The sequence below is a fragment of the Protofrankia symbiont of Coriaria ruscifolia genome, assembly GCF_900634745.1.
GTDB classification, from domain to species: domain Bacteria; phylum Actinomycetota; class Actinomycetes; order Frankiales; family Frankiaceae; genus Protofrankia; species Protofrankia californiensis.
Genome location: NZ_CAAAFR010000160.1, coordinates 1 through 4963, shown reverse-complemented (window position 1 = coordinate 4963; position 4963 = coordinate 1). Strand labels below are relative to the sequence as shown.

General features: G+C 66.3%; 5 protein-coding genes. 4 read left to right on the top strand and 1 reads right to left on the bottom strand.

Annotation, left to right across the window (positions count from 1 at the left end; translation table 11 throughout):
• Positions 1-656: 656 nt before the first annotated feature.
• The 4 genes from CV1CTNOD_RS26890 (at position 657) to CV1CTNOD_RS17675 (ending at position 4607) form a co-directional block, all read left to right on the top strand.
• Positions 657-2456, top strand: a complete 1800-nt coding sequence (locus CV1CTNOD_RS26890; protein WP_242606783.1) for a hypothetical protein — start codon at positions 657-659, stop codon at positions 2454-2456.
• The gene (locus tag CV1CTNOD_RS17685; RefSeq protein ID WP_131787143.1) at positions 2456-3034 is read left to right on the top strand and encodes a flavin reductase family protein; all 579 of its coding nucleotides are present in this window, start codon (positions 2456-2458) and stop codon (positions 3032-3034) included. Before CV1CTNOD_RS26890 ends, CV1CTNOD_RS17685 begins: the two co-directional genes overlap by 1 nt.
• A gap of 4 nt (positions 3035-3038) precedes the next feature.
• Positions 3039-3737 (top strand): HAD family hydrolase, encoded by a 699-nt coding sequence (locus tag CV1CTNOD_RS17680; protein WP_131787142.1) that lies wholly within the window; start codon positions 3039-3041, stop codon positions 3735-3737.
• Between the two features lie 336 nt (positions 3738-4073).
• Positions 4074-4607, top strand: coding sequence for a ribonucleotide reductase (locus tag CV1CTNOD_RS17675; protein ID WP_242606782.1), 534 nt, complete (start codon positions 4074-4076; stop codon positions 4605-4607).
• Between the two features lie 23 nt (positions 4608-4630).
• Here the strand turns inward: CV1CTNOD_RS17675 and CV1CTNOD_RS24920 are convergent.
• A partial coding sequence (locus CV1CTNOD_RS24920) for a hypothetical protein (protein ID WP_165485593.1) occupies positions 4631-4963 on the bottom strand: 333 nt, incomplete at its 5' end.

Sequence of the window (4963 nt, the reverse complement as noted above, 5' to 3'; positions counted from 1 at the left end):
ATGCCGTCGAGCGTGGAGGCGCACCCGGGGTCACACCCGGGTCAGGATCGAGTTGACGCTGATGGGGCGTGCGACGCTGGCCGGTCGGCTTTCTTGGGCAGCGCTGGCGATGGCGCGGACCTACAGACGCTCCGAGGTCGCCCGGTACTTCACCGGCTTGGGTCAGGTTGACTCCCGCACCCCACCCACCTGCCTCGATGGAATCCCGACAGTGGCGCCTATCCGACGTCAACGTCAGTTGCGACGCGGTCATCGGCCGCGAGACGCGGCCTGACCAGCGCGCCACCAGCGTCTGCATCAAGCGCCTCGGACTTCCGGGCGCGGCCGGCATGATCACGGCCTGGTCGGCGGCAGCACTACGGAGGCGAGTCACCTGCGCCGCGGTGGTCGCCGAACGATCCTCCCCTCCCCAGTGGAACATTCGGGTCGCTGGCGCGGTCTTCGGGCAGGTCAGCGGCGGTACGGGCTGTGGAAGCGGACCGTCCCTTCGTGGGGAATGACCGTCGCGCGCCCGCGAGGGATGCTGAGGGCGGTCAGCGTGGGATCTACGCCGGCAGTTGTAAGACCGTTACCGTTGTCGTACCGATCGGGTCTTGCGGGGAGCGGGTCTCCGGGGCGGTGAACGGCCAGATGTGCGAGGGGTGAGTGGCGTCGCTATGAGTGAGCCCGGCCAGCGGGCCGACCAGGACGAGCTGCGAGCGCGGATGCGTGCGGCCGGGATGACGCACGACGAGATCGCCGTGGAGTTCGCCCGCCGTTTCAAGCTGCGGCCCCGCGCCGCCCACCGCGTCGCGCATGGATGGACTCAGCAGCAGGCTGCGAACCACATCAACGCGCACGCCGCCCGTGTCGGCCTTGACCCGCACGGCAGTGCCACCATGACTTCGCCGCGGTTGAGCGAGCTGGAGAACTGGCCCATCCCGCGTCGTCGACGCCCAACACCCCAGATGCTCGCTCTGCTCGCCGAGGTCTACGGAACCGGCATCCAGAATCTCGTTGACCTCGACGACCGTGAGCATATGCCCGTCACTGACATCCTCCTGCTCGGCCGAGCAGGAGCGACCCGCCGAAGCGGGGGCAATGATGTCGTCGGGCGCGATGTGGCCATTTTGGATCTTCCGGCGTTTGCTGGATCGGGATTTACGGTGCGACGTACCAGCGGTCGCGATCTTGTGACTGGCATGGTGATCGGGTCCGTAACCAACGGGGAGGAGAACGCCGAGCGAATCCTAGCGTGGCAGGTGGGTCAGGCGATTCTTGACCGAGATCTCAGCCAGGACAATCGGGGTTTCCACGGCTATGTCGCCGCCGCCCTGGAAACGTTGGTGCCACCGCCTGCGGTCGGAGAATCTGACCCGATTGCTGTCGCAGCACGCCGCCAGCACCGTGCGCCTGAAAGTGAGCCAGCTTGGTCGGAGCGACCAAGCGTTGTACCCACCTCCGCGCTGTGGGCGGCGGCGCAGCAGTCCGCCCATCTGAGCTTCGGCGCATACGACGGCGGGTCTAGCGCGGCAGTTGTTGACTCTCTGCGGGAAGACGTTCGGCGGCTCGCCACCGACTATGTGGCCACCTCGGACCTGTCGCGCATCCTTGGTGAGGCGCTACTCCTTCGGGAACAGTTGGCCGCGTTGCTGAGCCCGAATCGGCCCCGCCCGCGTCGGGCACATGACCTGTACGTCTTGATGAGCGCAACGTGCCTGCTTCTGGCGTCGATCTCCCACGACCTTGGCGCACGTGATGCCGGCATGATGCAGGCGCGATCCGCCGAGGTATTCGCCGATCTCGCAGACTATCCCGAGCTTTCTGCGTGGGTGTTGTGCACCATGGCAATGATCGATCTGTGGCGCGACCGTCCTCAAGCCGTCCTGACTCACGCCGCCAGAGGCCAAGCGCTACCGGCCGTCGGTGTAGGCAGACTGCGGCTGAAGGCCCTTGAGGTTCGTGCCCTCGCCGAACTGGGTGACACGTCGGCCGCCACCACGCTGATGCAGCAGGTCCTGGACGATCGAGAACGCCTCAGCCAAGGCTCGATCGCCGACCTCGGTGCGATGTTCTCTTTTCCAGAGACCCGCCAGCACTACTACGCAGCGGTCGTCTACACCCAGCTCGGAGACTGCCCCGCAACGGAGCGGTCGGTCGTGGCTGCCGGGTACGGCGACGAGCCGCCAGTCGCGGCTGGTGCGTGGCCGGTCAGCTGGGCGCTCGGTCGCGCCCAGCTTGCCCTAGCCAGACTCCGCCACGAAGGTAGCGGGGGCGGGCCGGAGGCCGCCGAGCACGCACTCAGCCCCGTTCTCGCGCTACCGCCAGCACTGCATGTCAACCAGGTTGGCCAGCTTCTCGCGAAGATCGATCAGCGTCTGACCGCGACCGAGTTCCGGGGTAACGCCACCGCGCAGACCCTTCATGAAGCAATTCACGATCTTCTACGTGTCCGCGGCGGGGTGGTGGCGGCCTGATGACCATGCGTCCTGGAACGCTCGCCACGTCACATCGCCTGCTGGCGCCCCGCATCGCGTACGTGGTCGGGACCCGCAGCCCGGCCGGCGAGGCGAACCTGATCCCGGTCTCGAACGTCACGTCCGTCTCCACTGATCCTGAACAGGTACTGCTCGCCATCTACAAGAACTGGACGACCTACGACAACCTCAGCGTGGCGAGTGGGTTCACCCTGTCGGTGCCTTCGGCTGACCAGCGAGAAGGAGTATGGAAGCTCGGCGCCCGGTATTCGCGCTACGACTTTCCCAACCGGACAGCGAAGCTGCATGCCAGCAAGGTGCGTCTGACCGACGACGCGGACTCGTTCGGTCCGATCCTGTCTGACGGGCTGGGATGGCTGTCCTGCCGGATCGTCCAGCGGCTCGATGCCGGAGGCAACCACGGTATCTTCATCGGCGAGGTCGTACACGTCGAGTTCAACGACGATGTGTACGCAAGCGACGGAACACCCGTCGTCAACCCGCGTCCGCTGATGCAGGTCACCGGGAACCTTTTCACCACGGCCGGCGGTACCAGCTCCATTCCGTTCGGCCAGTGACAATATGATACGAGCGGCGGTCTTTGACTGTGACGGCGTGCTGGTCGACTCCGAACGAATCAACAACGAAGTCCTCGCCGACCTGGCCACTCGGGCTGGCATCCCCACCAGCTTCGCCGACAGTGTTCACAGATATATGGGTAGGTCTACCCCTGAGTGTGTGACCGACATGGAGAACGCGCTCGGGTGTCCCATCGGTTTCGACCTTGCTGCCGAATACGAACGCCTGACTTTGCAACGCCAACGCAACGACTTACAAGCAGTTCCGGGAGTACGGGACCTGCTGGACCGGCTCGCCCATACGGCGGTGCCCGTGTGTGTTGCCTCCAGCGGCACGCCGGACGAGATCACGTCCCGCTTGGCCGCCACCGGGCTGGCCGGATACTTTGGCACGCACTGCTACAGTGCGTCTGCGGTCGCCCACGGCAAGCCCGCACCAGATGTTTTTCTCCTCGCCGCCGAGGGTATCGGCGTCGACCCGGCCGACTGTGTCCTCATCGAGGACAGCCCGTACGGCGTTCAAGGCGGTAAGGCTGCCGGCATGACTGTGATCGGCTACGCGACGCTCGCCGCACCGAGCACTCTGCGGGCTGCCGGGGCTGACCACATCGTGACGAGCATGGCAGAGGTCTCGACACTCCTCGAAACGATGATCATCGTCGCCGCTGGTGGTCTCGACGGCTCTGCACAGCCACATCCGTGACCGCTCAGGGAATGAGGGCCGATCCGCGGTTCATCGCCGGCGGGTCAACGCAGCCCGCTCCTGGTGGAGGAGCGGCGCTCGTTCCCGGGCTCGTGGCTGTGACACGCGTGTTCGTTACGGGTCCTTTCAGAGTGGCCAGGGTGGGCCCGGTGAGCGTGGCTGGGCGGTCGGACACGCCGATGCCTCCACGGTGGGATCGGACGGCCGGTGTCCTATGCTGACATCTCGGGTCGGCCACAACATCTGGCGTTGATCGGGATGTGATGGTGCTACCTGTTGTGGTCATCTCCGGATGTGGGTATGCGGAGTCAACGTGTCGATCGAGAGGAACGTGTCGTGGTTGACGCAACATCAGCGATGGGAACCCGGCCGCCCGGTGGCGTGGCACGGCGCGCGCCACGGCGTCGCGAGTCCGTGACGAGGTCGTTCACGGTCGGCGGCGCCTACGGTTTCATCATCGCGTCCCTGCACGCTGACGGTTCGCTGGCGGACGTCAATCTGATCATGGCGAAGCAGGGGTCGACGCTGCGTGGGATGACGGAGACCGTCTCGTTGGCGATCTCGACGGGTCTGGCGCACGGCGTGCCGCTGGTGACGTTCGTTCGGCAGTTCACAGACCTGCGGTTCGAGCCGGCGGGGCTGACCGACGACGCGGAGATCCCACAGGCCACGTCGATCATCGACTATGTGGTGCGGCGTCTGGCCTTGGATTTCCTGCCGTTGGCGGAGCGCGCCGCGTTGGGTGTGCTCACGCCATCGGAGCGCGCCGAGGTCGCGACCGGCTCGACGCCGGTGCCGCCGGTGTGGTCGGACACGCCGGGGATGCCGAGGTTCGTCCCGTTCGAGATCCCGGTCCAGGTCGCGCACTGAGGGCCTTCAGCCCGCTGGGCGGTTCAGGTGGCGTGGTCCGTGAGGGCGTGATGTGCCGCGGTCAGGGCGCTGTCGATGTCGTCGCTGATCGTGACGGAGGGCAGCATGTCGAAGCTGCATCGGGGTGAGCCCTTGGCGATGATGACGGGTTTGCCGTAGGCGAGCGCGCAGCCGATCTCGGCCGTGACGCCGTCGCTGCGCCGGCTGAGCGGGTAGGCGAGGAGAAGGCGGGCGCGGGCGATGTCGTCGATGCAGAGCTGGGCCGCGAGTTGGTTGAGGACGATGCCTGCGTCGAACTGGCTGCTGGGCCGGGTGAGGGGGTCGAGATCGAGCCAGCGGGCGGTGGATTCCAGGGG